Genomic DNA, 26,494 nt, shown 5'->3' on the forward strand with positions numbered 1-26,494 from the left:
GGGGATACGCTGCCTGGCGCAAGTCCGAATACGGATTAGTTATGTCAGTACGGGGGATGGTGGCGTTCCGCTGTCCGCCCTGGGGTTGCCAAGCCTGGGGATCGTAGCGATAGTGGCGCCCAAAAGAACGCCGAGGCCACCCTGATGTCACTCCACGAGTTGATCCAGCGCTCCAGCCTGCCCAATCCCGAACTATCGGCCAGCGATGCCAGCCATCTGCTGGCGACGCACTACGGCATCGAGGGGGCGCTTGAGCCCCTCGGCAGCCAGCAAGACCTGAACTTGCGCGTAGACAGCCCCCAGGGGCGCTTCGTATTGAAGGTATGCCACGGTAGCTATGCCAGCGATGAACTCCAGGCCCAGCATGCGGCGCTGGAGCATCTGGCTCGTGAGGGGCTGCCTGTGCCCAGGGTAGTGCCAGCCCGCGACGGTCAAGGGTTGCTCAGCCTGAACATCGGTGAGCAAGCCTTGCATGTACGGCTGTTGGAGTATCTGGAAGGCGAGCCTCTGACCCGGCGTCCTTACCTGGGCTCAGAACTGCGGGTCGCCATGGGCCACCTTTGTGCCCAGGTTGACCGTGCCCTGGCCGGCTTCACCCATCCCGGCCTGACGCGTACCTTGCAGTGGGACCCGCGGCAGGCCAGTGCGCTCATCCAGCAGCTGCTTCCTGTCTTGAATGAGCAGCCCGAGCGTCTGGCCGGGGTCAGGCAGGCCGCGAGCGAGGCGCAAGCTCGTCTTGGCAGGCTCGCCGCTCAGCTTCCGGCCCAGGCGGTACACCTGGACCTGACCGACGACAATACGCTCTGGCAACGCACACCCCAGCGAGGCTGGGCCCTGAAGGGGATCATCGATTTCGGCGACCTCAGCCATACCTGGCGAATCGCTGAGCTGAGCGTTACCTGTGCCGGCTTGCTGCACCATTGCGAGGGCGATCCGTTTGGCATTCTGCCAGTGGTGACGGCCTATCAAAGGGAAAATCCGCTGACCGAGGCCGAATTGCGCGCGCTCTGGCCCTTGATTCTCAACCGAGCAGCCGTTCTGGTGCTCAGTACGGCGCAGCAGCTGCGCCTCAACCCGGACAACCCCTACCTGCACGCCAACGCGAGCCATGAATGGGGCATCTTCGACGTGGCGACCTCGGTACCGGCAGCGTTGATGGAAAGCGCCATCCTGGCCGCGGCCGGCGTGGCGACATCCCCGCCTCGACTCACGGACGCCGCCAGGCTATTCCCCAATCTGCCGGCGGCGCGGGTCAACGTTCTGGATCTAGGCGTGCTGAGCCCCCTATGGGAGGCTGGCAATTGGGAGGCATCAGGGGCGGTGGACAAACAGTTGGCCGCGGCCTTGCCTGGTTTCGCGGCGGCGGCTTCTCGCTACGGTGAGTACTGCCTGGCGCAGACTCGCCCGGATGTGGCCGAAGCGCCTGAAACCTTTGCCTTGCATGTACGACTGCAGCTGACGGAAGAACAGCTCTTGCAGGCTCCCTTCGCCGGGCATTGGGTCAGTGAAGGTCCCGCCTGGTGCTTGCAAGGCGAGCATTGGACACTCTGGCTTGAAGGTGCGGGCCTGGAAACCGCGCCCGCGACCGTCACGGCGGGCCAGCCTTTGGGCCGAGCGCGCGGCGTGGTCACAGTGCAACTGAGCCAGCCGGGGCTTACCCCGCCGGCCTTTACCACTCCGGCTCGTGCCCAGGCATGGCAGGCATTGTGTCCGTCGCCAGCGGTTCTTCTGGGCTGGCCCTGCGATGCGCCTGAGCTGGAAGACGCTCAGGCGCTGCTGGCGCGCCGGGACGCCAGTTTCGCTCGCTCGCAGAAGCACTACTACGAAGCACCACCGCGCATCGAGCGCGGCTGGCGCAACCATTTGATCGACATGCAGGGCCGCTCCTACCTGGACATGCTCAATAACGTGGCGGTGCTGGGTCATGGTCACCCCCGCATGGCGGAAGTTTCCCGTCGGCAATGGTCTCTGCTCAACACCAATTCGCGTTTCCACTATGGGGCCCTGGCCGAGTTCTCCGAGCGGCTGCTGGCCCTGGCGCCGTCTTCCATGGACCGTGTGTTCCTGGTCAACAGTGGCAGCGAGGCCAACGACCTCGCCATTCGCCTGGCCTGGGCCTACAGCGGAGGGCGGGACCTGCTCAGCGTGCTGGAGGCCTACCATGGCTGGACCGTGGCCACGGATGCCATCTCCACCTCCATCGCCGACAACCCCAAGGCCCTGGAAACCCGCCCAGGCTGGGTGCACCCGGTGGTGGCGCCTAATACCTATCGCGGCGTCTATCGAGGCCCGGGCAGTACCGCCGATTACCTGCGCAGCGTGACCGATACCTTGGCGCGGCTGGATGAACAGGGCCGGCAGGTGGCGGGTTTCATCTGCGAACCGGTGTATGGCAATGCCGGTGGGATTTCCCTGCCACCGGGGTATCTTGAGCAGGTATACCAGCAAGTACGTGCCTGCGGCGGGGTGTGCATCGCCGACGAGGTGCAGGTGGGCTATGGCCGCCTGGGCACTTACTTCTGGGGCTTCGAAGAGCAGGGCGTGGTCCCGGACATCATCACCATGGCCAAGGGCATGGGCAACGGTCAGCCGTTGGGTGTGGTGATCACTCGGCGCGAAATCGCCGAGGCCTTGGAAGCCGAAGGCTATTTCTTCTCCAGCGCTGGCGGCAGCCCGGTCAGCTGCGCCATCGGCATGGCGGTACTGGACGTAATGGAAGAAGAAGGGTTGTGGGAAAACGCCCGCACCACCGGTGGCTACTTCCGCCAGCGGCTCGATGAGCTGGTGGCGCGCTTCCCACTGGCGGGCGCCGCACACGGCTCCGGCTTCTACCTGGGCCTGGAGCTGGTACGTGATCGGGAAACCCTGGAGCCGGCCACCGAGGAAACCGCCTTGCTCTGCGAGCGCCTGCGTGAGCTGGGTATCTTCATGCAGCCCACCGGGGATTATCTGAACATCCTGAAGATCAAGCCGCCCATGTGCACCACCCGGCGCAGCGTCGATTTCTTTGTCGACAGCGTGGCGAAGGTGCTGGCCGAAGATCTCTAGGTTTTTCCATCTGTCAGCGGGTCAGGTTCCCGGAGCCCTCGAGCGGCTTCGGGAATTGCAGCCGTGTCCCGCAAGCGCCCAGGCGTAGCGGTACAGTCTTTCATCCATTACCGATTTAAATCCGGATCAGTATGTGCGTATCCGGCCAATTTTTGCTGAATCCCCTTTTTAGTTCGATATTTATCGGCTATAAAAGCTCCGTCATTCTCGGCTTCACCTCTCGCACGGAGTTCTCATGAGCCGCATCGTCACTGTCGCCGCTACCCAAATGACCTGTTCCTGGGATCGCCAGGCCAATCTTGCCAACGCCGAGCGCCTGGTTCGCCAGGCGGCGGCGGAGGGGGCCCAGATCATCCTGATCCAAGAACTGTTCGAAACCCCGTACTTCTGCCAGAAGCCCAACCCTGATTACTTGCAGCTGGCCACCCCCGCGGATACCAACCCAGCCATCCTTCACTTCCAGAAAGTCGCCAGGGAACTGCAAGTGGTGTTGCCGATCAGCTTCTATGAGCTGGCGGGGCGGGCGCGCTTCAACAGCATCGCCATCCTGGATGCCGATGGCAGCAACCTCGGGATTTATCGGAAAAGCCATATCCCCGACGGCCCCGGTTATCACGAAAAGTATTATTTCAACCCGGGGGACACTGGCTTCAAGGTGTGGCAAACCCGCTATGCCAAGATCGGCGTGGGTATCTGCTGGGACCAATGGTTCCCGGAATGCGCCCGGGCCATGGCGCTGCAGGGCGCGGAGATTCTGTTCTACCCGACGGCCATCGGTAGCGAGCCCCATGATGCGACCATCAGTTCCCGCGACCACTGGCAACGTGTGCAGCAAGGCCATGCCGGGGCCAACCTGATGCCGCTGGTGGCCAGCAACCGGATCGGCCGCGAAGAACAGGACGGCTACGACATCACCTTCTACGGCTCGTCGTTCATCGCCGACCAGTTCGGCGCCAAAGTTCGCGAGCTCAATGAAACCGAGGAAGGCATACTGGTCCAGCGTTTCGACCTTGACGCCCTGGAGCATGTTCGCAGCGCCTGGGGCAGCTTCCGTGATCGCCGGCCCAACCTCTACGGCCCGATCAAAACACTCGATGGTTCACTGGAGTCCTGACGACCATGACCACCCTGAACAGCACACCGCGGGCCGACGGTTTCCATATGCCGGCCGAGTGGGCACCGCAAAGCCAGGTCTGGATGATCTGGCCAGAGCGCCCGGACAACTGGCGCCTCGGCGGCAAGCCGGCCCAGGCCGCCCACGTGGCGCTCGCCCGCGCCATCGCTCGCTTCGAACCGGTTACCGTGGCGGTGTCGGCCGGCCAATATGAGAATGCCCGGGCTCGCCTGGATGTACCTAATATCCGTGTGGTGGAAATGACCACCGACGATGCCTGGATGCGTGACACAGGCCCCAGCTTCGTGATCAACGACGCCGGTGAAGTACGCGGCGTGGACTGGGGTTTCAATGCCTGGGGCGGTTTCGACGGTGGGCTCTACAGCCCCTGGAACCGCGACGACCAGGTTGCCAGCAAGGTGCTGGAAATGGAACGCTGCGGCCGTTACCGCACCGAGGGCTTCGTGCTCGAGGGTGGCTCCATCCACGTGGATGGCGAAGGTACGGTCATCACCACCGAAGAATGCCTGCTCAATCCTAACCGTAACCCCCACCTGGGACGCGGCGAGATCGAGGCGGTGCTGGCCGATTACCTGAACGTCAGTAAGGTGGTCTGGCTGCCCCACGGCCTCTTCAACGACGAAACCGACGGCCATGTGGATAACTTCTGCTGTTACGTTCGCCCTGGTGAAGTGTTACTGGCGTGGACGGACGACCCACAGAACCCCAACTACAGCCGCTGTCAGGAAGCGTTGAAAGTGTTGGAGGGCACCACTGATGCCAAGGGCAGGTCCTTCGTGGTGCACAAGATGCCGATTCCCGGCCCGCTGTTCGCGTCGGCCGAAGAATGCGAAGGCGTGGATATTGCCGCTGGCAGCCAGCCACGCGACCCCTCGGTTCGCCTGGCCGGTTCCTATGTGAATTTCCTCATCGTCAATGGTGGGATCATTGCTCCAAGCTTCGGCGAAGCCACGGATGACGCGGCCCGGGAAATTCTGCAACAAGTTTTCCCCGAGCATGAAGTGGTGATGGTGCCCGGACGCGAACTGCTCTTGGGAGGCGGTAATATTCACTGCCTGACCCAGCAGCAACCGGCTCCTCGTCACGCTTGAGCCGATGATACCCTGAAGCCCAGCGGCCCGCCGCTGGGCTTTTATGTATCCAGCCTGCTACTTGCCGGTGCGCTGGCACAGCTTTTGTATCTTTTAATTCAGCAGATGCTTCCCTTGTGAGGGTCGCTGGTCTGTCATAAAAAAGCCTTAAGCTGTGCCGCTCGCTTGAACCGGGGGATGTTGCGATGAATGCAGTCAGAGGGGCAGTACCCCAGGGTAACCACAATGTGTCTTCACAAAGCCTGGGCCAATCTTCCAGGGCCCGAGCTTGTCGAGATGGCAGGAGCGCAGACCCCCGCCAACTGATCGCGCAACGCTATCCAGCGGGGCTCATCAGCGACGCCGAACTGGAAGCCTTGCTGGGCATCCTCAAAGCCTGATCCAGGCTTTCACCCTTCGCCTCAGGCAGGATGCCTGGGTGAAACCTTCTCATGTCATCATTCCATTTCGTAGTTTGACAGCTTCCAACCTCGCTCTTTAGGATCCCGCTCCGCTGTACGGGCTGGCCTTCGCAGGGCCGTGCCTGGTGCTCGCTACCCTGGCAGCGCCCGCGGCGATACTTCAAGGAACAAGGAAAAAAAGATGTTTGACTACCGCATCGGCGTCCTGGCGCTGGGTCTTTGCGCCGTTACCCCTGTCATGGCCAGCGAGCAGGCCGAGAGCAAGGGGTTCGTCGAGGACAGCCACCTGAACCTGTTGCTGCGTAACGCCTATATCAACCGTGACTACAAGCATGGCGCCGAAGACCGAGCCGAATGGGGCCAGGGCGTGATCGCCAACTTCGCCTCGGGCTTTACTCAGGGCACGGTGGGCGTGGGCCTGGATGCTTTCGGCTTGTACGGGCTGCGGCTCGATGGCGGCCGCGGGCGCAGCGGCGCGGGCGGTATCGACTTCTTCAAGCAGGACAGTAGCGGCAATGCCGCCGATGACCTGGCTCGCGCCGGTGGGGCGATCAAGTTCCGCGTCTCCAACACCGTACTGAAGTACGGCGAAATGATGCCTGCCTTGCCCGTGCTCAACTACGATGACAGCCGCCTGTTGCCGGAAAGCTACACCGGATACCTGCTCACCTCCCGCGAAATCGATGGGCTGGAACTCAATGCCGGGCACTTCACCGCGCAAACCCGCAAGAGCGCTGAAGGCCGGGACAGCGGCGGCCTCAAGCAGCTGGACGTGTTCGGCGGCAGCTATCGCTTCAACGATCAGTTCAGCGCCTCGCTGTATGCCTCGGACGTAAAGGACGAATTGCGCAAACAGTACCTGGGCATGACCTTCGTGCAACCTTTCGACCGTGACCGTTCGCTGACCTTGGACTTCAACGGCTACCGGTCGCGGCTGGACAGCGCCTTCGCCGATCGTCTGGGCACCGGTCAGGACAACACCATCTGGAGCCTGGCGGCCACCTATGCCTTCGGCGCGCACTCGCTCACCCTGGCTCACCAGCGCAGCACCGGCGACACGGGCTACAACTACGGCGGCTACGCCAACAACGGCGGCGTAGGCGATGGCGGCAATACCATTTTCCTGGCCAATTCCTACTGGTCGGACTTCAATGCCGAAGACGAGCGCTCCTGGCAATTGGCCTACGGGCTGGACTTCGGCCCGTACGGCATTCCGGGGCTGAGCTACAAGATCGCCTACGTGCGCGGTGACAATATCCGCACCAACGACGGCGAAGGCGTCGAGCGTGAGTGGTTCAACCAACTCCAGTACGTTGTGCAGGAAGGCGCGGCCAAGGATCTGAAGCTGCGCCTGCGCAATTCCATCCTGCGTACTTCGACCAATGTGCGGGAGTCCGGCTACAACGACGACGGCAATGAAGTGCGGCTGTTCGTCGAATACCCGATCAATATCTTCTAAGGCTGCAAGGCCCAGGCCGCCTGGCTTGGCCCCTTGTTGTATCAGCGCTGATAACAACCGGGGTGACAGGCCCGCCTGGCCTGCTGCATCATGAGCGTTTCGAAACCTTATGTTTCACGGGACGCTCATGATCGAACGACCGCGTACCGCCGAGGCCCAGGCGCCGCTGATCTCCGTGATCGCGCCTTGCTACAACGCGGAGCGCTACCTGGAGCAGGCGCTGGAAAGCATCTATGCCCAGGATTATCCAAATTTCGAAGTCATCATCGTCGACGACGGCTCTTCCGACCGTAGCCTGGAAATGCTCAGGCAGCTTCAACCGCGCTATGGCTTCGCTCTGTATACCCAGGCCAACCAAGGTGTAAGCGGGGCGCTCAATACCGGTTTGAAACATGCGCGTGGCGTCTACGTAGCCACGCCGGACCTGGACGACGTGATGCTGCCGCACTCATTGAGTGTGCGTGCGCGCTACCTTGACCAGCATCCGGACGTAGGCCTGGTGGGCGCGCTCATCCATTACATGGACGAGCACGGCACTCTCAGGAAACAGCAGCGGCCCAGGGGTATTCGCCAACTTGACTTCGCCAGCATCCTGGCCAATGGCGAAGTGGTGGGCGCGCCTGTTTCCCTGTATCGAATGGAGGCCCTGCGCGCTGTCGAGGGGTATGACCCTGACATTCGGGTACAGGATTTCCAGATCACCCTACGCATCGCCCGCCGGGGCTATGGGGTACATATCATTCCCGAGGTGGTGACCCATTACCGCCGCCACCCGAACAACCTGTCCCGCCGATACAAAGTGTTGCTCGAATCCGACCTGCGCACTATCGAGCCCTACAAGGGTCATCCCGCCTACGCCCGTGGCCGGGTCACGCTGATCAACAAGGCACTCAAATATGCCGTGATCCAGGACAAGCGTGACGCCTGGCGCCTGCTGCGCGAGATCCCCTGGCGACTGATCGACGGCACCACCTTGCGGCGGGTCAAGCGCCTGTTGTTTCACTACTGAGTAGAACACGCCTATGGAATGGCTGGAAAAATGGCGTAAACGCCGTGTCCGCAAGCACTTGAACAATCTGGATCGGGTGCAACGCTACCCAGAGAAGATACGCTTGCGCTACCCCACCTACAGCGTCGGGCCGGGCAGCTATGGCGTTCCTGAAGTCTATGATTTCGAAGACGCCGCGCAATTGCGCATCGGCGCTTATACCTCTATCGCCGGGAAGGTAACCATTTTGTTGGGCGGCATTCATCGCACCGACTGGGTGACCTCTTACCCGTTCCAGAAGGTATTCAAGGAAGCGGAAAACATCCCGGATATTCATCCGACCAAGGGCGACGTGGTCATCGGCAATGATTGCTGGATTGGCATGGGCGCGATGATCCTCTCCGGCGTGACCATCGGCCATGGGGCGGTGGTGGGTGCTGGCGCATTGGTGACCAAAAGCGTGGAGCCCTACGCTATAGTTGCGGGTAACCCCTGCCGCTTCATACGCTGGCGCTTCGAAGCCGATGTGCGCGAGCGACTGCTGGCCAGCGCCTGGTGGGATTGGCCTGTGGAAGAGCTGCGCGCGAAGGTCGAATTGCTGATGAGTGACCGCATCGAGCAGTTCCTCGCCTATGCCGAGCAGCGTAACGCCAGCCGAGGCTCATGGGAGCTTGCGAAGCAAGCAAACTCGTAAACAGGAGCGTGCCATGCAGCGTTACTACAATCTAAGCGGCCATTCCGGAGTGGTCGCCTATGAACTGGGTAACGACACCATCACGGTGCAGTTCGCAGGTGACGATTCGCCGTGTTACCTCTACGACGCACACAAGCCGGGCCTTCAGGCAGTGCGGGAGATGCAGCGCCTGGCCAAGGCGGGCAGGGGGCTTTCTACTTATATCAGCCAGCATGTACGGGATAACTACGCCCGGCATTGGACGCGCTAAGCTCCGTCCACCACCCTCGGCCGCTGGCGAATGATCGCAAAATCCTGTCGTGCCAGCCGGGGCAGCGCCCATGGCCCCACGGCGGCGCGCTGGAAGTAGGGCAGCTCGCCCCATAGGGCTCTGTCGCCCACTAGGTAGATATGCTGCTGGGCACGGGTCAGCGCCACATTCAAAAGGTTCGGCTTGGACGCGGCCCACTTTGCGCTGCCGGCGTTGTCACGGTCGGCGCCCAGCACCATGAACACACAGCCTTCTTCCTTGCCCTGGAACGTATGCACGGTGCCAATGCTGCGCCTTGCCCAGCGGTTGAGCTCGTCACGCCTTGGCCCGCCGCTCGGCCATTCGAAGGCTAGCAGCTGCTCACGCAGGGCTTGTCGCACGGCCTTGAAGGGGGAAATGACATAGAGCGGGGGCAACTGCTGGTCGCGCTGGTACAGATGAGTGATTACCTTCACCATGAATTCAACCTGTTCGGGGACCGCCTGTTTGCGTCGCACCGCGCACTGGATATCGACCCAGCCGCTGGGGAGGTCGATCAAGGGCGTGCCGCCAGGGCTGCGGTCCCTGAGGCCATACACCATCCGACCCCCGTAGGCGATCTGGTTGGCCAGGCTGAACATGGGTTCATGGCAGCGCCGGTGGACACGCAAGGGGCTGCCCACCCAGAGCGTTTCCTCCATGAAGGGGGCGTTGGCGCCGAAGCGGTTGGCCAGGTCCGCCAGTCGTTGCACCGATACGCAGTGAGGGGCGTAGGCATTGCCCGCGGTGACCGGGCTCAGTTGCCCGAGGGCATTGATCAGACAGGTAGGGAGTGTGAACACCGGCTCGATCTGCAGCGGGTCACCCACCACCACGCAACGTCGGGTGCGCCAGATGGCACCGACCGCCGCTTGCGGCACGGCTTGCCCGGCTTCGTCGATATACACCCAACCCAGCGAGCCGGCGCCCAGCCCTGCGAACTGGTTGGCGAAGGAGGCGAAGGTACTGGAGACCACCGGCACCACCATGAACAGGTTCTGCCAGATCGCCAGGGTCTGGCTGCGATCTTCTGGCTTCTTGCCAGACAACAGCTTGCCCACGGCCACCAGGTTGCTGCGCAGCGCGCCTTGTCCGGCTTCGTGCAACCAGGCTTCATGCAGCGCCAGGGCCGCCGCGAAGAGCGCCGAGCGCAAGGTCGCCAAAGCCTCGTCGTGCCACAGTCCGTGAATCTGTAGCGTTGGGTCGTCCCGGAGCGCCAGGGGCGTGGCGGGTAGCCGCGGTGTACCTAGCTGCTCCACGAGCCGATCACGTTCCGCTGCTTTCCTGGTCCATGTCTCACGGCGCTCCGCGAGCACCGCCTGGGCTTTCTCCAGACGGGCCTGCGCGCTGGCCAGTTGTTCGGTCAAGGCCTGGGCTTGCGGCTGGAATGCCCTGAGCTGGGCATGGGCATCGAGCTGAGCAGCTGCGTTCGCGCTGCGCCGCTGGGCGTAGGCCCGGGCCTCGGAGGTGCGACGCAGACGCGCCCACCAACCCGGCCGGGTACGTTCGATCAGCACCTGCTCGGTAGCCAACTGCTGCAGAACCTCGGCCACGGCTTGCTGGCGTTGCGCCTGGGCCGCTTGGGCCGCGACCACCTCTGCCAAGGCTTTATCCGCTTGGGCCGCCGCTTCCTGAGCCTCGGCGGTATAGGTTGCCTCGGTATGAGCGCTGAAGAAGGCCAGCAGCTCGGCCAGGGCCTCTCGTTTGGCAAGGGCCTCAGTGACCCGGTGCTGCGCTACGCGGAACGCTTCCTGGGCTTGGCTGAACGACTGTCCAGGAACGCCCTTGAACCAGTCCCAGATGCGCAGCGGCAACTCGGCGCTGTCGGTTTCCAGGCTGTACATGCCGAACCGCTCCAGGAAACGGTTACGGTTGCGGGCATTACCCAGCGCGCAGCTGAACAGCCCCCAGGGCATGTCCTCGCCTTCGGGCGAGACGGGGCCGCGTCGGGCCTGCTGGATGGCGAGGTTATGGGCCACCGGCTGCAGGTAGCCGACCTGTTTCCAGGTTGTATCCAGCGCCCGGCGCTTGACCAGGTCGAGAGAAATATTCTCTACCGCTGCGTTATTGGTGGATGCCACCACCATTTCGAAACCGGTGAGCGCGGCAATGAGCGGGCGCAGCTTCACGCTTTGATCGTCACCCTTGAAATGCACGCTGAGGCTTTCCGCGGAGAAGGCGGCGTCTACGCTGTTCAGCCCGGCCAGGACCTTGGCGCGTTGCACCAGGTTATCGGCGAAAAGGTCTCGCAGCAGGGTGGTCTTCCCCGTGCCAGGCGGGCCATTGACCGAAAACAGGCCTTCGCTGGCCAGGCCGGCGCGAATCTGGTTGATCGCGAACTGCTGCATCAGGCTCATGGCATGACCCGGCGCGGCCAGCCAATGACCCTCGTTCATATGCCGGGGCCGCAGGCTCTCCTGGACCAGCGCGCAACCTTGCTCGGAATACAGGTCGATGCGCTGCTCCGCCGCCAGGGGAATGAGGTAACGCTCAAGCGTGGCGGGCACCTCACCACTACGCACCGCCTGGATGGCCCGTTCCAGGTCAGAGATGTAGAAGCTGTTGAGAATGTCCAGGTCATCCAGCGCCAACTCGTCTTCGTCCTCGGCCTCGCTGGATTCCGGCAGCTCCTGTGCGACGGCATCTTTCGCCGGAGCCTGGTTCTGCTTGCGCGGGCGCACCTTGGCCGTAAGCATGGCGATCGGCTGCTCCGCCTCGGGCGTGAAACCCGCCCAGGCGCACAGCAGGGCCTGAAGGGTCAGCACTTCGGCCGGCTGAAGCCCCTGGCCGGCGAAACCGCCGCGTGCGCTGAGAAAGTTCTGCAGGTCGATGAGCAGGGCGCGCTTCGCTGAATCGAAAGCGTCGTAGCTCAAGGCACTCAGGCCTTGGGACAAGGCCTGCCCCAGTGCCCAAGGCGCCGTGGAGATCGACAAAGCATCCAGTAGCGGATAACCGCTCACGTCCAGCGGCAGCTTGGCGAAGCAGGTCAGGCCTTCCAGGTCCGCCCGGGCCTCGTCCTCGAAGCGGGCACCCGGCCCGTTCGGGCCCTCGTACAGGTCCGCTGCCTGGCCGATGGCCGACCTGTCGAACACGCCGAGAAACAGGTTATAGCCGACCACCTCCATGCCCGGGTCGACGTCTACCCGTAACAGCGCAGGGTTCGTTGGGTCGGCCAGTTCAGCCCGGGCCAGCGCCCGGACCTGCCAAGGCTCCAGTTCGCCGAGGTACTGCTCCAGGCCGTAGGGTATGAAGAACTCGACCTTATGCCAGTAGTCCAGTACAGCCAGCAGCGTGTCGCGGTGGTGAGGTGTCAAGGAGGCCGGTTCCGAATAACTGTCCACAAGGCAAAGAGTGTACCCCGGATGGGATCCGCGCGCTGACCTCGGCTAGCGTTTGCTCAGCGCCAGGCGCGCCGCGAACAGCAGGAATACCGCACCCGTGGCCCTGTCCATCCAGCGGACCACGGCTGGCCGACGCAGGGCCTCGCCCAAGGGCCGAGTGGCCAGGATCAGCGCGCCTGCCCAAAGCACACCCAGGGCAATGTGAATGCCGACCAGACCGAAGGTCCAGGCCACCAGTGGGCTACCGGCTGGAATGAACTGCGGCAGGAAGGACACATAAAAAATGCCCACCTTGGGGTTCAAGACATTGCCCAGCAAGCCGCGCACGAACCAGTTACCGCCGCCCTGGCGCGCGTCCGGCCCGGAAAAACTCGCGCGCGGCGACCACAGTAGGTTGATGCCGAGCCAGCATAGGTAGGCCGCGCCGCAATACTTGAGCAGTGTATAAGCCACTTCCGACACCGCCAGCACCGCCCCCAAGCCGAAGGCCACCGCCGCGCCCCAAAGCAAACAGCCCGCGTTTATCCCCAGCGCAGCCTTCGCCGCCTGACGGCTTCCCTCCACCGTGGCCGTGCGCAGGATCAACGCCGTGTCCAGACCCGGCGTCACGGTGAGCAGGGTGGCGGCGAGGGTGAAGGCCAATAGGCTGTCGGTGGGGGTCATGGATAAAGATCCGAAGGGGAGGGTGCAGGTAGGGTAGCAGCGAAGGGGATAAAAGGGGGGGCCTCAGGGGGCCTTGCTTTACCCCCGCACATAGGTCGAATTCGGCGCATGTACGCTGCAGGCGTGGCGCAAGCTGGGGAGAAACAGTTCAGCAGCTGCTAAAAAAAAGCTGGTGGCACTGTTAGAAAATTCCAGATCGAAGACAACCGCTTAAGCGATCTTCCGGACTGGTACAAGGTCAAGCTGCGCAGCAGCGAGTATCGCTTGGTCTACCAGGCGGTGGCAGCGCTGGTGTGAACCGGGTGCAATAGAAACTTGAGAATGGCCGATTTTGGAGACTGTAAGGTGTCTCGATGCGGATGTGCGCTCCGCCAGGAATCGAACGTGGGTACTACTCATTAGTAAGGTAGGCGCTTGACCGGCCGGGCCGCTTCGCAGCGGATATCCGACGTCAGAAATGCGGTGTATCGCAAAATTTAGTGCGATAACATTGGCGCCGTTACTACGTATGGTCCATGAAGAGAAATCGGATGTCGCTTAAGTTCCAGCCAAAAGAAGCCTGCGTTGTGATGTGCGATTTTGTTGGTTTCGTCGCGCCAGAGATGATCAAGAAAAGGCCGGTAGTGGTTCTTAAAAAGCACCGTCACAGCGCACGGCTCGTCACTGTTGTACCGCTTAGTACGACTCGGCCGGACCAGCTGCTCGCTCACCATGTTGAGCTGCCCTGTTACCTTCCGGGTGATGCAGGCACATGCTGGGCAAAATGTGACATGGTGTATACGGTGAGTCTCGAACGCCAGGAATTATTCAAGGTCCGTAGTCGTCACGGTAGTGGGCGTGAGTACAAAGTCATTCCAATGAAGGCCGAGCATTTCGAGGCAGTTCGGGCCGCAGTGAGGGCAGGTTTGGGCCTATGATGAAGGCCAAAACCTCATAGCTAACAGGTTTATAGCGATTTTCAATTAGCGGGAGCGTGACTGTCACGGCATAATCACTCCTGTACCCGAAAGGGGCTTTTGAGACTCTAAGGATCCCGGTTTACCCGGCAATCGTAGAGCCAGGCAGGAGATTGGCGATGACAAGCCGTCCTGTTTGTGAATAGAGGCGCCGCAAGGCGCCTTTTGTCTTTATGTTGTCTTTATGGCCTCCGAGTTTGTCAAAACGACCCACTGTGATGGCGGTTTCAGAACCGTGCCTCGAGAGGTGGTGTAACTCATGGCCTTGACCACTGAGCTCGCCCTTTCGTTGATCACCGCAGGCAGCTTTGCCTGCGGATTATCGCTGACAGTCCCTTGATCCTGAGCGCCACATCGATGGTCACGAAAGCACGAGCCTTCAAGCGGCCCTTAGCGGTCGCTACCTCGCTATCCAACGGAACGCCAAAACGAAAAAACCCGCCAGAAGGCGGGTTTTCGGGGCTTCCGATGCGTTCAACGAGCGCAACGAAGCCAGGTATGGTGCCGGCACCAGGAATCGAACCCGGGACCTACTGATTACAAGTCAGTTGCTCTACCAGCTGAGCTATACCGGCAGGTAAGGGCGCTGATTATAGCGACTGAGGGCTCGCTGTAAAGGGCAACGTTAGCACAGGCCCTTCGATCCACCCTGCGGGCCGGCTGGCTGCAGAAATTTCCTACAAGCGAAACGGCAGTTTCGAGCAACTTCCTCGGAAAGTGTCCGCATATTCAAACGTCTTTTCTCCCAACAATAGCGCCCCATCGAAATCCCTCAGTGGAATAAATGGAGGCAGCGTTCAATGCGGTGCTTATTCGTTCTTGCCTGGTTGTTGGCTTTGCCGACCGTGGCGTTGGCTGGCCCCAAGATCAGCATTGGTTCGCTCTCCGACTATATGCGGGCGGACAAGAACGTGCTGGTCAAGCGGGTATACAACCACGGCGACGCCACGGCCTTCGTCAAGGTGCGGGCGTGGGAGCTGGTGCGCCAGCCCGACGGGAAGGTCGTTGAAGTGCCGCTGGACCTAGAGTCGGCCGGGGGCAAGCGGGAGCTGGTGGTGAGCCCGGCACGGCTGATCATCCCCGCCGCGGGCCTGCAAACGGTACGGCTGCTGTTCAGTGGCGATCGCGCCCAGGAGCGTTATTTCCGTTTGCGTTTCAATCCCGTATTGCCCAACGCCGGCGACGGTTTCCAACTTACCCAGAAAGAAGCCCGCGACTACGAAGTTTCCATTTCCGGTGGTGTGCAGATGCTCGCCGGCTTCGGCTCGTTGCTATACGTGCGACCTCGGGAAGTTGCACATCAATTGGCCATCGATGAAGAGCCGGATCGGTTCGTCGTGCGCAACGTGGGCAATGCCACCGCCGTACTGGATCGCTTTCGCCGCTGTGATGCCAATGGCCTGGAATGCGACCCGGCCGTGGTGCATCTCTTGCCGCCGGGTGCCACCCGGGTGTTCGAGCGCAAGCCGGATAGCACCTACGCCTTCACCCACCAGCGCGGCACGCTCGCGCCCCTTCCATACGAAATCAAGGGCCAGCCGACCCTCACTTCGGCCATTTCACTCAAAGGAGCCAAGCAATGAAACTCAAATACCTCGTGCTGCCACTGGCACTGTTTGCCGCGGCCCAGGCCTCGGCCGCCGATGTCATCAGCAAGCAGATCCAGGTCACCGCCTACATTCCAACATCTGCTTTCTCGATCCTCGACGAAGGTGGCTGGATGAACAAAACCCAGCAGCTGAGCCTGTACAACGGCAACTTGCAGAAGATTTCCAACCGCCTGATCGCCAAGAGCACCACTGGCGCCATCTCCGCGCGCCTGGAAAACGACCCGGTACTGACCAGCCGTAACAATCGGATTCCCCTGACCATCACCGCCAACGGAAAAGACCTGTCCACCACGTCCACCGAGATCGTACCGGCCGCCGATGCCAGCACGCCGTACTACATGACCATGGACATCGCCGCCGCGACCGGCCCTTACGAGCCAGGCGATTACATGGGCTTCGTGGACGTCACCTTCGAAACCCCGCTGCCCACCCCTTGACGGCCCATCGCTGGCGGGCCTGAGTGCCCGCCGCACCTCTCTTGATACGGGAAAGAATACGTGGCGTTTGCGATCAATCCCTTAAGGCTTGCCGTCGGTTGCGCGGCGAGTGTTTGTGTCAGCACCGTACTGGCCGCCTCGGCGCCGCCGGAGCGGGCATTGGATCTGCTGACGCAGGTGCAAGGATTACCCGCGGACTTTCGCGACCACTTTTTCGACACGCCCCTGGTGGTTCGGGTGGACCTCAATGGCCTGTACCTGGCCGATGCCATGCTGGTGCTCAATCGAGACCAGCAAGTGCAGGTGGTCAAGTACACCGCAACCGATCAGTCCGAGGTGAGCGAAGAAGACCAGGCCATCTGGCTCAAGGCCCTGGGCACGCCTCGGCCCTTGGGGCGGTGCGATGGGGATTGCCCTTCAGGGCTACTGGCCTTGGAGTACAGCCTCGAACGTTCGCAGTTGTCGATTCTCACCGATACCGCCGAACGTAATCAGGTGGGGCCTCGCTACTACAGCCTTCCGGAGGAGGGCAGTGGGCTGCTGCTGCGCAACCAGCTGAACCTGGCCGGGAGCGAGTCCCAGATGTACGGCACCTACCTGGCTTCAGCACTGGGCAGCCGCGGCCCCTGGACCGCCGTGGCCGAAGCGCAACTCGACCGCAGCACAGGCCAGGGTGCGAGCATCGATCGCCACCGCCTGCGCAGCCTGTATACCGATTATCTGCACGAAGACACCTTCTACCGCCTGGGCTATTTTTCGCCCTCGCTGCAGGGCTTGAGCCGCCAGCCACGAACCCTCAATGGTCAGCCGCAAGGCACCTTGGGGCTGATGTTCGGCAGTAGCGACAGCCTGGCGGTGGACGATGCCCAGCCCAGCGCGACGCCCATCTACGTCACGCCGAACCGGCCCGCTACCGTGGAGGTGTATCGCAACGGCTCGCTGATCAACAGCCAGCCGGTACAGCCGGGCCTGCAGGCCATCGACACCCGGCCCCTGCCGGGCGGAATTTACCCTGTGGAAGTGCGCCTGGTGGAAGACGGCCAGGTAACCGCCACCAGCGAAGAGTTCATCTACAAGCCCACCAATTGGAACAACCCGGCTCAACGCTGGCGCTACAACGCCTATCTGGGGCGGGGCCAGGAGCTGTTCAGTAACTGGCAGGACGACCGGGAAGAAGGCATGAATGCCGGGCTTATCACCAATTACTTGCTGCACCCCACCGCGATCCTGGGGCTGTCCGTGGAGCATGTGGACGGCGCCATGCAGTACGGCGCTTCCCTGGATTGGGACATCACGCCCAGGCTGCGTACCTTCGCCAATGCGTACCGCACCGAAGGCCGAGGCGATGGGCTGGATTTGCAAGCCATCTACACCTACGAAGCGGGGAACCTGGTGGCCAGCCATACCCGCTCGTGGCTTTATCAGTATCAGCTGGACGACCGCCTGCCCGGTTTCTGGATGCCGCGCTATCAATCGCGACGTGAGGAAACGACCCAGAGTGCGTTGAGCTGGCAGCACCGGTTCACTTCGCGCGGCACCGGCGTGGCGCGTCTCTCTCAAAACACCGGGCCGCTGTCCGGGGTGGGGGTGGATCTCTCCTGGATTCAACGGGCCGTATTGCTGGGCACAGACACTACCTGGCGTTTCTCGCTCTTCGACCGCCCGGCCATGGCCAGCAGCGGCGCGCGGCGCAACCGAGGCGTCGACCTGAGCCTTACCCTGTCCCTGGGTGGAGCCGGCGACACCCTTTATGGCAGCGTCGGCAGCCGCATCCGGCGGGACGGCGGTCGGGAGCAGACCGCATCGCTCAATTATCAACATCGGCTCCAGGGGCCTTTCCTGCGCAGTGTGACCGGCACCCTCAACCAGGACAGCTATGGCCTGGGGGTGGGTGGTCGGTTGGCCTTCCAGAACCGCCTGCTGGCTGGAGATGGCTACCTGCAAACCTCGTCTTACAACGATGAGCTCGGCGGCGGGCTCAACCTGAGCAATACCCTGGCTATTGGCGGCGGCCATCTAGCCAGTACTGGGGACATAAGCGCTTACCAGGCCGGCATGGTGGTCGAGGTAGACAGCGATGTCGCGGACATCGAGCTGCGCAGCTTCGACGGCCAGGGTTCCTCCGGACGCCTGCGGCCAGGGCGCAATGTGATTCCGCTGAGCCCTTACAAGAAAGGCCGCGTACGGTTCGATTTCACGGGTGAGGACGGCCAGCCCGTAGTGGTAGCGCCCCAGGTGACCGACTACCACCTCAACCGTGGCGGGGTGGCCTATCAGCGGTTGCATGTCATGCGCACGCTGACGGTGATCGGCCGCCTGCTCGACCCCAGCCGGCGACCTGTAGCGGGCGCGATGATCATCAACCACGCCAGCCGGAGCGTTTCCGAGGCTGACGGCTTCTTCGCGGTAGAGATGAGCGAATCCACGCCCACCCTGGAGGTGCGGCTCGGGGCGGGCCGGCATTGCTTGGTGAACGTGGACACCGCCAAGGGCGAACGGGACCAGGACGTGGTGCTCATGGGCGACCTGGTGTGCTCGCCACGGTCGCTGGCCGAGAATGCAGCGAAGGAGAATGACGATGTCTAAGCCCATGGAAATGGCCAGCCGATGGTTGGCCCGAGCCTGCCTAGGGGCATTGGCACTGGGGGCTAGCCACTTGGCGCAAGCGGACGCGGTTGAAATCACCGCTGAATACCGTGCCTCCGAGTATAACGATGAGTTCCGCAACACCACCCCGAATTCTGGCTACTGCGTGGAATATGGCTGCGAGACTGACATGTTTTCAGTCTCCCTGCCGATCACGTATGAACGCACCGTCATCAGCGGCCTTTCCCCTATACCGGACCGCTGGTCCTTGAAGACGCCGGCCGAGGCCATCGTGGACATTGTTTCCGACCAGGGAGAAAGGGCCTCCCTGCGATTTCAGGTCACGCATATAGCCCAGTCGGTGGGCGTTGGAAGCGATGGAGACCTGGGCTATACAGAAAACCCGGCAGCCCATAGGACGGCGGGAGGCGGATGCACTCGGCTGGAAGGCTGGCTGAATGAGGATTCGGTGCTTGGCGGCTTTGCATGGCGCGTGGACAATCCCCGATCTCCCTCGGTCTGTTACCCAAACAACGAGCCGGACGATTCCCCTCGGCCGATCACCCCGCGTGTCTGGAACACGTCCATAGCCTACAAGCTGATCTATCCCCCGCCGCATACCCTGCCCATGGGCACTTACCATGGCAGTGTCACCTTCAGCGTGGGTGAAACGGGCGATTTCGCCCTGGGAAGCAAGGTTTCCAGGCTAAGCGTGAACAGCGTGACTTTCAATTTCACCCTGTCGGTCCACCATCAAGTAAGCGTGCAGTTCCCAGCCAATTCCGACCGAGTGGTCCTGGAACCCACCGGGGGCTGGCAAAAATGGCTGAGCACCGGGGTAGCCCCTACCGAACTCACGGCCAGCCTGCCGTTTCGCTTGACCGCTTCGGGCCCGTTCAGCATTCGCATGGAGTGTGGCGAAGCCACCGGGCCGAAGATCTGCGCCATACGCAACCGGCGGACCCAGGCGCTGACGTCCTTCATTGTCTGGGTACATCCACCCAAGGGTACGGAGTTCGCTCATCAGCCCGGCGCGCCAGCCACGCCCTTTCCCATCCTGGACGGGCAGTCGGTCAGTTTCCTCACGCCGAAGCTGCTGCGCAATAGCCTGGGTAAGTTCACCTTCGAAACCTACGACCCTTTTATCGAGGAATTGCTCAAGTCCCCTGGGGATGACTGGGCAGGCTTGGTGACCTTGATTTTCGACGCCACGCTCTGAGGCCGCCGGGCCACAGTTCAGCACAGGGAGGTACAGGATGGTCAATGCGTTAAGGTCGGGCTCGCAGGCGCAGCCTGTGATGCCTTGGGTGCTGTGCGCCGTGGTGCTTGGCATAGCCGCGCCTCTGGCTCAGGCGGCCAGCCTGGATATTTCCGGGCGCTGGCGCCCGGACGGCCCCGGTGATGGCTTCGAAAACACCACGCCTGTGTCGGGTTATTGCCTCGAGTTCGGCGGATGCGGGCCAAACGAGGCCTCCATACGGCTGCCTGTCGAATACGGTCGCCAAGTCATCTCGGGTTTGCCGCCGCTGGCGTCGCGCTGGTCGCTACTGGCGCCACCCGAGGCCCGGGTGACACTGACCTCGGAAACCGGAGCCACACTGAACCTGCGCTTCCAGCTGACGCACCTGGCGCAGATCCTGGGCGGTAATGGGTTCACTACTTATGAAAATCCGGCTTTTCACTGGTCCGCTGGGGGCGGATGCAGGTTCATGACCTCCCAGGGCTTCGACGGTAACGGCGCCATGGGTTTTGTCTGGGAGGTGCTCAGCCCGAACGCCCCCACGCTCTGCTATCCCACCTCCGGGGGCGTGTCCGAAGGCCAACGGCTCATCAAGCCTTGGGCCAGATCGTTCTCCTTCGGTTACCGACTGCTGTTGCCTGCGATGTATTCAGTGCCTGCGGGGCGCTACAGCGGCAGCTTCACCTGGTCCGTGGGCGAAAACGCCGACCTGGCCCTGGGTGGGCCGCTGCTGGGCCTGACCACCGACAGCCTGACCCTGCGCTTTGACATAGACGTCGAGCATCGGCTTTCGGTGGTGTTCGATCAGACGGCAGTGGCGCTGGCTCCCCGCAAGGGCTCCTGGGCCCAGTGGTTCGCCAATGGGGTGCCGGCGGATGCGCAATTAACGGGACGTTTGCCGCTGCATCTTAGCGCAAGCGGGCCCTTCGCCCTCTACCTGGGCTGTGGCCGCGCTGCCAGCGCGGGTGATTGCGCCCTGATGGAGCCAGGCAGTGGTGACGTAGCCGCGGTCGTCACACGCCTGACCTTGCCCAGCGGGCTGGAGCAGGAGGGTGCGCCTGTGAGCCGGTTGCGCCTGCATGAACACGTCCGCTACCTCGTCAAGGCCAAGCGCCCCATAACGGCGGAGTTGGGCGAGGTGGAATTCCATACCGCCCCCGGGGAGGTGTCGCACATGATCAAGCATGGCGGCGCTACCTATGCCGGCGCGGTCGTCCTTTACTTCGACGCGCAGTTGCCATGAACAGGATCATCAGTACGGTTCTACATCGGCTTCGGACATGCCTGTGCCACCTGGCCCTGGCTTTGCCGATGGTCGCCCAGGCGGGGCCGGACCTGGCGCCTGGCAACTTCTACGCCTTCATGCCCAGCCAGCGAAGCACACTGGTGGCGCACATCAGGAACCTTGGCGATGTGACAGCCTTCGTCAGTCTCCAGTTGGCCGAGTTGACCTTCGACAATCAGGGCCAGGCCGAGGAACAACCGCTGGAGACAAAAGCCGGGCTCGATCGCGCGCTGGTGGTAACGCCCCCCCGGCTCATCCTGCCGGCCCAAGGCGCCGGGCACGTCAGGGTGATCTATCGCGGGCCACGCGATCATGAGCGCTACTTCCGCCTGCGCTACGTGCCCGTGGCTCCAGAGGCAGTGAACGACTTCGCTTTGCAGCCCGAGGAGGCCAGGGCTTATTCCGACACCCTGCGCGCAGGAGTGGGCATCCTCAAGGCTGTCGGCACTCTGGTGATCGTGCCGCCCGCCAATGCCCGCTATGCCACGCGCCTGGTTCCGGGAGCTCATGGCTTGCGGATCGTCAATGAGGGTAACGCCACGGTGAGCGTGGTAGGCGCGCGTTATTGCGAGGCGGTCACGGACCGCTGCGAACTGGGCGGTGCCCTGCATATCCGGCCGGGGCAGCAGGCCGAGGTAGCCCGGCGCCCAGGCCAGGTGTACCGGTTCGAACTGCAGGAAGGCCGCACGCTTACGCGCCATTCCTACCCCGAATGAAAGCCGCTGGCCCACTTGCCGACCGCTACGAAAGGAGAAGCCCAATGGCTACAGCCGTGATTATCGACGACCAGCCCTACATTCGGCTCATGGTGGGGCAAATCCTCCAGGAGGAAGGTATCGAACTCTTGGGCGAGTGCGCGGACGGCGTTCAGGGCCTGGCTTTGATTCGGGAAGCCCAGCCCGATATCGCTGTTCTGGAGCTGACCTTGCCCAACCTGGAAGGGCTCGAAGTGATCGAGCGGGCGCGGCGGGTAAGCCAGGCAACCAAATGGGTGGTGCTTACTGCCTGCCCTGCGGACTATACGCTGGACCGTTGCCTGCGGGCGGGTATCACCGCTTTCGTGCCCAAGGCCTACGACACCCAGACATTTCGCCATGGCATCCGTGCCGTGAAGGCCGGTTTTACCTACTACCCTGACCTGGCATGTAACAAGCACCAGCCCGGCCATGGCGACGAGGATGAAAGGATTCGTTTGTCCAGGCTTTCCGCGCGGGAATTGACCGTGCTGCGCTACCTGGCCGTTGGTTTTACCAACGTGCAGATCGGCCAGGCATTGATGTTGAGTAACAAAACGGTCAGTTCTTACAAAACACGCCTGGTCAACAAGCTGAAGGTGCAAACGCTGGTAGGGCTGGCGGAGCTGGCGAGACGGCACGGCTTGATTTAAAGGTTATCCACATATAGGGCATGCCTGCATGGGGCGCGTTGCTTGAGCTAAAGGCCTCGCCCAGACGGGTTTCACACATGCTTATCCACAGGTTTCAAACCTTTTTCAGCAAGCATCAGCAGGTTCCTCGGGGTCAGTTTCCGTTCGCAGAAAGTCCCCACCCGAACCTGATACCCCCGTTCGGCCAGGAACAGGGCGCGGTCCAGTACCAGCCACAGCTCCAGAGGCCGACGAAAGAGGTTTCGCACTCGTTCCAGGTTGCGCACCTGAGCCAGGCGAGACCACCCCATGGCTTCCCATACTTGCCAGGCGATGGCTTCGTCAAGGGCCAGGTTTTTGCACCTTGCCAGATGGCGGCAGTAGTCGGCGAAGCTTTCAGCGAGCCAATGCGAAGGCAGCGAAGGCGTAGGCAAGTATTCATCCACCCCGCGCAAATGCCGCTGCAGCAAGTCGAAACCCAGCCGTCGAGCCATGGACAGGTCGCGCTGGCGCCGCTCCCGGGTGCCAGCGGTAACGGCCTCGTTCGCGGGCAGGCCCAGGTCGTCTTTATCCAGCGTCAGGCCCAATGCCTGGCCCTGACGCGACAGCGGCTGATAACCTTCGTCGCCGGTACGGTTGTAACAGCAGGGTGCGATCGCCAACTGTCGGCAACCGTGGGTGACCGCAAGGCGCAGCAGCCGCACGTGCAGATCGCCACAGGCGTGCAAGGCCACCGGGGTCTCTTCAGGAGCCAGGCGGGTGTCGGTCGCCATCACATCCTGCCGCCGGTGGAGCGCCGGTAGGCGGTGGTGGTCGCTGAGCGCTTGGCCGGCATCCACCAGGGTGGGGTCGAACTCCAGGCAGGTGAGCTGTTGGTGAGGTTGTAACAATCGCCTACCCAAATGCCCCTTGCCGCCGCACCAGTCCAGCCAGTGCTCTACCGGCTCGACAAACGCCAGATGCGCGGCGAAGGCCTCTACCTGTGCCCATTTGCGCCCAGGCACATCACGGTTCAGGCGAGGGGCCGCCGGGGGAGGCGTCTGCGACGGCAGGTCACCGGGATCGCTCAAGCGCGCCGCTTCGGCCGCCCAATGAGCGAAGCTCCCAGGCGGTAGTAGATCAACCGGAACCAGGGCGGCCGCCTCGGCCTCTTCGAGAGAGCGCCCACGCAGCCAATGAGACAGCTTAGGGTGTTCCGCCTCCCAGGGGAGCGTCAGGCTGGTGAACGGCTTCGGCCGCCACAGCCCTTGGTGTTGCCTCAGGAATTCACCCAGCTCGGCGAAACGGGAGGCGAGCGCATCGGCTTCAAGCATGCTCAGCGAATGCTGAAGGGGAAATACTTGTCGTTGATCTTCTTGTAGGTGCCATCGGCAATGATGTCCTTCAAGGCCACGTTCAAACGCATGCGCAGTGGGTCGTTCAAGCGCGTGGCAATGGCGATCTGGTCACTATCGATAACCGGTTGCCCTTTGAGTTCGAAGTTGCGACCGGCCTCGGTGCGTAGCCACTCGTAGCCCGAATACTTGTCGGCCAGGGCGCCGTCGATCTGCCCTGTGGCCAACGCCACGTAGAGCTCATCCTGGGTAGGGAAGGTGCGGATGATCGCCGGATCCGCCGCGTTGTTCTGCAACCATGTAGCTGCCAGGGTGCCTTCCTGGGCGCCGAGGGTCTTGCCCATCAGGCTGCCGGAGGTACCGTCCAGGTCGCTGGTGGTCGCTGCGATGAATTGGAGCTTGTTGGTGTAGTAGGGGTCGGTAAAGTCCACCAACTGCTTGCGCTCTTCCGTCACCGAAAGAGACGAGATGAGAAAGTCGTAATGGCTGGCGTTCAGGTCCGGAATCAGGCTTTCGAAATCGGCGGTAACGATCTCGCATTCAACCTTCATCTTGGCGCACAGCGCCGCGCCGATGTCCGCATCGAACCCGACCACCTGCCCGCTGGCGTCAGTGTCGTTGAACGGGGGGTGGCCACCCTCCATACCCATGCGCAACTTGTCGACCGCATGAGCAGAGAAGCAAGAGACAGCCAGGACGCAAGCGAGCAGCGGAGCGAAACGCAGAGCCATGAAATGAAAACTCCGGGGGAAGCGAGCAGGAAGGGTATAGCTTCGACAACGTTTATCGCAGAAACATCACGTGCTCCAGGCATCGGGCTGTGACATTTTTTTCCACGCACAAAACGGCCAATGCCTAAGAAGGTTGTACTGGCGTACCACCAAAATCCACACAATGGTTGCACCACCCTGGAGCGAAGGGTGTTACCTGTCGGGCCAAAACAGGGCAAATCGATGTTTCGGGCTGAGTATCTCGGTAATACTTTTGTCATGCTGCGACAAAAAGCCCTATTGCTCAACTGCTTGCAATTTGGGCTGCAGCGCCGTTGGTCCAAGGGCTTGAACTATTTTGCATCAATTTGGCGCGCTTCTTGCGTAAAATAAATCCAACGGTACGTTGCTTCTCTCAAACAGCGGCAGGGTTTGAACGCAGTCGCCGGTCGAATCGCTTTCTCGGAAGGTAAACCTATGAGCAGTCTTCAAAACACTAGCGGGCTGGCCCAAGGGCTGAAAACCCGTCATGTGACCATGCTGTCCATCGCGGGGGTCATTGGGGCCGGTTTGTTCGTCGGCTCTGGCCACGCTATTGCTGAGGCCGGGCCGGCCGTGCTGCTGGCTTATGCCGCTGCCGGTACCCTGGTGGTGCTTGTCATGCGGATGCTGGGCGAAATGGCCGTGGCTTCGCCAGACACCGGTTCGTTCTCCACCTACGCCGATCGCGCCATTGGCCACTGGGCTGGCTTCACCATCGGCTGGCTGTATTGGTGGTTCTGGGTATTGGTGATCCCGCTGGAGGCCAACGCCGCCGCGGCGATCCTGCACGCCTGGATACCGGACGTGCAGGTCTGGGTGTTCGCCCTGATCATCACCGCCGTGCTTACGGTGACCAACCTGTTCAGCGTGAAGAACTACGGCGAATTCGAGTTCTGGTTCGCGCTGCTCAAGGTCATCGCGATCATCGCTTTCATCGTGGTCGGCCTGGGCGCTGCGTTCGGCTTCGTGCCGGGCAGTCAGGTCAGCGGCTTCAGCCACATTACCGATACCCAGGGCTTCATGCCGAACGGGCTGGGCGCCGTCGTCGCCGCCATGCTCACTACCATGTTCTCTTTCATGGGCACCGAGATCGTAACCATCGCCGCCGCTGAGTCCCGCGACCCGGGTCGTCAGATCTCCAAGGCGACCAACTCGGTGATCTGGCGTATTTGCCTGTTCTACCTGGTGTCCATTTTCCTCGTGGTAGCCCTGGTGCCGTGGAACGACCCCACTTTGCCGAAACTGGGCTCTTACCAGACTGTGCTGAACCTGATCGGTGTGCCTAACGCCAAGCTGATCGTGGACATCGTGGTACTGATTGCCGTGACCAGCTGCCTGAACTCGGCGCTGTACACCTCTTCGCGCATGCTGTTTTCCCTGAGCAAGCGCGGCGATGCCCCCCAGGCCGCGCAGCGCACTTCCCGGGCCGGCACGCCCTACATGGCGGTGATCCTGTCCACCGCGGCCGCTTTCCTGGCGACCTTCGCCAACTACGTCGCCCCGGCTGCCGTGTTCGACTTCCTGTTGGCCAGCTCGGGTGCCATCGCCCTGTTGGTGTACCTGGTCATCGCCTTCTCGCAACTGCGCATGCGTCGCCAGGCTGAAGCCCGTGGCGAGCCGCTGACCTTCAAGATGTGGGCCTTCCCTGGGCTTACCTACCTGGTGATCCTGTTCATCATCGCCGTGCTGACCGTGATGTTCTTCCGTGAAGATCACCGCATGGAAATCGTTGCCACCGGCCTGTTGGCGATTGGTGTCGTGGCTGCCGGTTTGATCGTGGACCGTCGCCGCAAGGCCGCCGGCCATGGTAGGACCGTCCTGGGGAGCTAACCGCTCCGGC

At 62.1% G+C, this 26,494-nt stretch carries 20 protein-coding genes and 1 tRNA gene; 16 read left to right on the forward strand and 5 right to left on the reverse strand.

The genetic code is table 11. From position 1 onward, the window contains the following. Nucleotides 1-144 precede the first annotated feature (144 nt). The 7 genes from ACP691_RS14150 to ACP691_RS14180 all read left to right on the forward strand — a co-directional run bounded on the left by ACP691_RS14150 (nucleotide 145) and on the right by ACP691_RS14180 (nucleotide 9,066). Complete coding sequence (locus ACP691_RS14150; RefSeq protein WP_426150611.1) at nucleotides 145-3,048, forward strand: aminotransferase; 2,904 nt, start codon at nucleotides 145-147, stop codon at nucleotides 3,046-3,048. A 235-nt stretch (nucleotides 3,049-3,283) separates the two neighbouring features. Next, a complete protein-coding gene (gene aguB / locus ACP691_RS14155; RefSeq protein ID WP_426150609.1) occupies nucleotides 3,284-4,162 on the forward strand; it encodes an N-carbamoylputrescine amidase in 879 nt (292 codons plus the stop codon). A gap of 5 nt (nucleotides 4,163-4,167) precedes the next feature. Further along, nucleotides 4,168-5,274, forward strand: a complete 1,107-nt coding sequence (aguA, locus tag ACP691_RS14160) for an agmatine deiminase (RefSeq protein WP_426150607.1) — start codon at nucleotides 4,168-4,170, stop codon at nucleotides 5,272-5,274. Nucleotides 5,275-5,856: 582 nt separating this feature from the next. Continuing rightward, entirely contained in the window at nucleotides 5,857-7,134 is a 1,278-nt protein-coding gene (locus tag ACP691_RS14165) for an OprD family porin (RefSeq protein ID WP_426150605.1), read from the forward strand. Nucleotides 7,135-7,261: 127 nt separating this feature from the next. After that, nucleotides 7,262-8,143: a glycosyltransferase family 2 protein gene (locus ACP691_RS14170; RefSeq protein ID WP_426150602.1), complete on the forward strand. Its 882-nt coding sequence runs from the start codon at nucleotides 7,262-7,264 to the stop codon at nucleotides 8,141-8,143. A 13-nt stretch (nucleotides 8,144-8,156) separates the two neighbouring features. Continuing rightward, nucleotides 8,157-8,816, forward strand: coding sequence for a CatB-related O-acetyltransferase (locus ACP691_RS14175; protein ID WP_426150600.1), 660 nt, complete (start codon nucleotides 8,157-8,159; stop codon nucleotides 8,814-8,816). A gap of 13 nt (nucleotides 8,817-8,829) precedes the next feature. Next, on the forward strand, nucleotides 8,830-9,066 hold the full coding sequence (locus ACP691_RS14180) for a hypothetical protein (protein ID WP_426150598.1): 237 nt from the start codon (nucleotides 8,830-8,832) through the stop codon (nucleotides 9,064-9,066). Here ACP691_RS14180 and ACP691_RS14185 read toward each other — a convergent pair. After that, nucleotides 9,063-12,398: a DEAD/DEAH box helicase gene (locus ACP691_RS14185; protein WP_426150596.1), complete on the reverse strand. Its 3,336-nt coding sequence runs from the start codon at nucleotides 12,396-12,398 to the stop codon at nucleotides 9,063-9,065. The two genes, ACP691_RS14180 and ACP691_RS14185, sit on opposite strands and share 4 nt — an antisense overlap. Before the next feature lie 72 nt (nucleotides 12,399-12,470). Continuing rightward, on the reverse strand, nucleotides 12,471-13,088 hold the full coding sequence (locus tag ACP691_RS14190; RefSeq protein WP_426150594.1) for a LysE family translocator: 618 nt from the start codon (nucleotides 13,086-13,088) through the stop codon (nucleotides 12,471-12,473). Between the two features lie 530 nt (nucleotides 13,089-13,618). Here ACP691_RS14190 and ACP691_RS14195 point away from each other — a divergent pair. Further along, nucleotides 13,619-14,005, forward strand: a complete 387-nt coding sequence (locus ACP691_RS14195) for a type II toxin-antitoxin system PemK/MazF family toxin (RefSeq protein WP_426150592.1) — start codon at nucleotides 13,619-13,621, stop codon at nucleotides 14,003-14,005. Between the two features lie 538 nt (nucleotides 14,006-14,543). Here the strand turns inward: ACP691_RS14195 and ACP691_RS14200 are convergent. After that, nucleotides 14,544-14,619: transfer RNA gene (locus tag ACP691_RS14200), tRNA-Thr, on the reverse strand. Between the two features lie 225 nt (nucleotides 14,620-14,844). Between ACP691_RS14200 and ACP691_RS14205 the strand changes: the two genes are divergently transcribed. The 7 genes from ACP691_RS14205 to ACP691_RS14235 all read left to right on the forward strand — a co-directional run bounded on the left by ACP691_RS14205 (nucleotide 14,845) and on the right by ACP691_RS14235 (nucleotide 22,589). Then, entirely contained in the window at nucleotides 14,845-15,627 is a 783-nt protein-coding gene (locus ACP691_RS14205; RefSeq protein WP_426150590.1) for a molecular chaperone, read from the forward strand. Continuing rightward, nucleotides 15,624-16,091: a CS1 type fimbrial major subunit gene (locus ACP691_RS14210; protein ID WP_426150588.1), complete on the forward strand. Its 468-nt coding sequence runs from the start codon at nucleotides 15,624-15,626 to the stop codon at nucleotides 16,089-16,091. The genes ACP691_RS14205 and ACP691_RS14210 overlap by 4 nt, the downstream gene beginning before the upstream one ends. 60 nt (nucleotides 16,092-16,151) lie before the next feature. Beyond that, on the forward strand, nucleotides 16,152-18,677 hold the full coding sequence (locus ACP691_RS14215; RefSeq protein ID WP_426150586.1) for a TcfC E-set like domain-containing protein: 2,526 nt from the start codon (nucleotides 16,152-16,154) through the stop codon (nucleotides 18,675-18,677). Beyond that, nucleotides 18,670-19,896 (forward strand): hypothetical protein, encoded by a 1,227-nt coding sequence (locus ACP691_RS14220; RefSeq protein ID WP_426150584.1) that lies wholly within the window; start codon nucleotides 18,670-18,672, stop codon nucleotides 19,894-19,896. The genes ACP691_RS14215 and ACP691_RS14220 overlap by 8 nt, the downstream gene beginning before the upstream one ends. A 79-nt stretch (nucleotides 19,897-19,975) precedes the next feature. Then, nucleotides 19,976-21,160, forward strand: coding sequence for a hypothetical protein (locus ACP691_RS14225; protein WP_426150582.1), 1,185 nt, complete (start codon nucleotides 19,976-19,978; stop codon nucleotides 21,158-21,160). Continuing rightward, the gene (locus tag ACP691_RS14230) at nucleotides 21,157-21,918 is read left to right on the forward strand and encodes a molecular chaperone (protein WP_426150580.1); all 762 of its coding nucleotides are present in this window, start codon (nucleotides 21,157-21,159) and stop codon (nucleotides 21,916-21,918) included. Before ACP691_RS14225 ends, ACP691_RS14230 begins: the two co-directional genes overlap by 4 nt. A gap of 44 nt (nucleotides 21,919-21,962) precedes the next feature. Further along, nucleotides 21,963-22,589 carry a response regulator gene (locus ACP691_RS14235; RefSeq protein ID WP_426150577.1) on the forward strand — a complete coding sequence of 209 codons (627 nt, stop codon included), beginning with the start codon at nucleotides 21,963-21,965 and terminating at the stop codon, nucleotides 22,587-22,589. 71 nt (nucleotides 22,590-22,660) lie between these two features. On the opposite strand, the gene ACP691_RS14240 is transcribed toward ACP691_RS14235, so the two are convergent. Then, nucleotides 22,661-23,881, reverse strand: a complete 1,221-nt coding sequence (locus ACP691_RS14240) for a methyltransferase (protein WP_426150575.1) — start codon at nucleotides 23,879-23,881, stop codon at nucleotides 22,661-22,663. 2 nt (nucleotides 23,882-23,883) lie between these two features. Continuing rightward, nucleotides 23,884-24,633: a transporter substrate-binding domain-containing protein gene (locus ACP691_RS14245; protein ID WP_426150573.1), complete on the reverse strand. Its 750-nt coding sequence runs from the start codon at nucleotides 24,631-24,633 to the stop codon at nucleotides 23,884-23,886. A 456-nt stretch (nucleotides 24,634-25,089) separates the two neighbouring features. Between ACP691_RS14245 and gabP the strand changes: the two genes are divergently transcribed. Next, nucleotides 25,090-26,484 (forward strand): GABA permease, encoded by a 1,395-nt coding sequence (gene gabP / locus ACP691_RS14250; RefSeq protein WP_426150571.1) that lies wholly within the window; start codon nucleotides 25,090-25,092, stop codon nucleotides 26,482-26,484. The last annotated feature ends 10 nt before the right edge of the window (nucleotides 26,485-26,494 follow it).

The organism is Pseudomonas sp. DC3200b2 (assembly GCF_049895785.1).
Lineage (GTDB): Bacteria > Pseudomonadota > Gammaproteobacteria > Pseudomonadales > Pseudomonadaceae > Aquipseudomonas > Aquipseudomonas massiliensis.